The following is a 1,055-nucleotide window of genomic DNA, read 5'->3' as shown; positions in this document are numbered from 1 at the left end:
CTCTTCTCGCGCTTTACGCACAGGGTCGAAACTGGCGTCATAGTCGGCAATGCTCCGTGGGGTGCGCTGCATCGAACGACCTGCCCAGTCAGTGCGAAATGAGCCAGGCGCGACTGCGGTCACAAAGATATTGAATGGCAGCAGTTCTTTACTCAGCGTATCAGAGATGCCTTCGAGAGCAAATTTGCTCCCGCAGTAGTACGCGATACCCGGCATCGTGATGGTGCCGCCCATTGAGGTGATATTAAGGATGTGACCGGCACGACGGTTACGAAAATAAGGCACGAAAGCCTTGATCACCGCTACCGCGCCGAACACATTAACGTCGAATTGGCGACGGATTTCTTCCAGCGGCGACTCTTCGAAGATGCCCTCATGACCGTACCCGGCGTTGTTGACCAACACGTCGACCGGTCCGTGGTTTTCTTCGATAGCCGCTACGACGCTGTCGATCCCGTCGAAGTCGGTGACATCCAGAATCACCCCATGAACATCATCCACATCGAGCGCCTGAAAGGCCTGCAAAGCGGTTTCGCTCCGTACGGTTCCGATAACCCGGTGGCCTGCAGCAAGCGCTTCTTTCGCCAATGCATTGCCGAAACCACTGCTCACTCCCGTGATGAATATCGTTTTTCTGCTGTTCATGGCCAATTCCAATACGTAGGTAGGATGCCATGGTAACTATCGAAAACCCGACCACCTATGCCGGTTTGTCTTCGAGCGTTGCCTATTTCTATCAGAGCCAACGCCTCGGCCATAAGTACCCCGTTGATTACGGCCACATTGCCCCACCTCAAGATTCTGAATGGAGATAACTTTCGATGGGCAACGGGAGCAATGAGGAGGTTTCAATAGCCCGCCGGATGCATTGCCAATGCCCCCATGGAATCGATCAGCTCGGCAGACGCCCTATATAACGGGACATACCCTCGCATCAGGATTTGTGTACTGCGTCGATAGGCAGCGGCCTGAACCTCAAGCTGGCTGTCGATAAGTTTCGCGCTGACCGTCGTATCCAGCTTTCCTGCCGGATTCTCAATGCTCACTTCGATATC

At 54.1% G+C, this 1,055-nt stretch carries 1 protein-coding gene and 1 pseudogene; both read right to left on the bottom strand.

Annotated elements, in window-relative coordinates:
• Positions 1 to 645: oxidoreductase (locus HT737_RS29425; RefSeq protein ID WP_182404577.1), on the bottom strand; the 645-nt coding region annotated here is incomplete at its 3' end.
• 203 nt (positions 646 to 848) lie between these two features.
• Positions 849 to 1,055: pseudogene (locus HT737_RS29420) on the bottom strand (PrpF protein); the annotation flags it as partial.

It is taken from the genome of Pseudomonas sp. MD195_PC81_125, from assembly GCF_014060985.1.
Lineage (GTDB): Bacteria > Pseudomonadota > Gammaproteobacteria > Pseudomonadales > Pseudomonadaceae > Aquipseudomonas > Aquipseudomonas parakoreensis.
The sequence above is the reverse complement of the archived record's forward strand: the minus strand, read 5'-3'. Positions and strand labels throughout refer to the sequence as shown.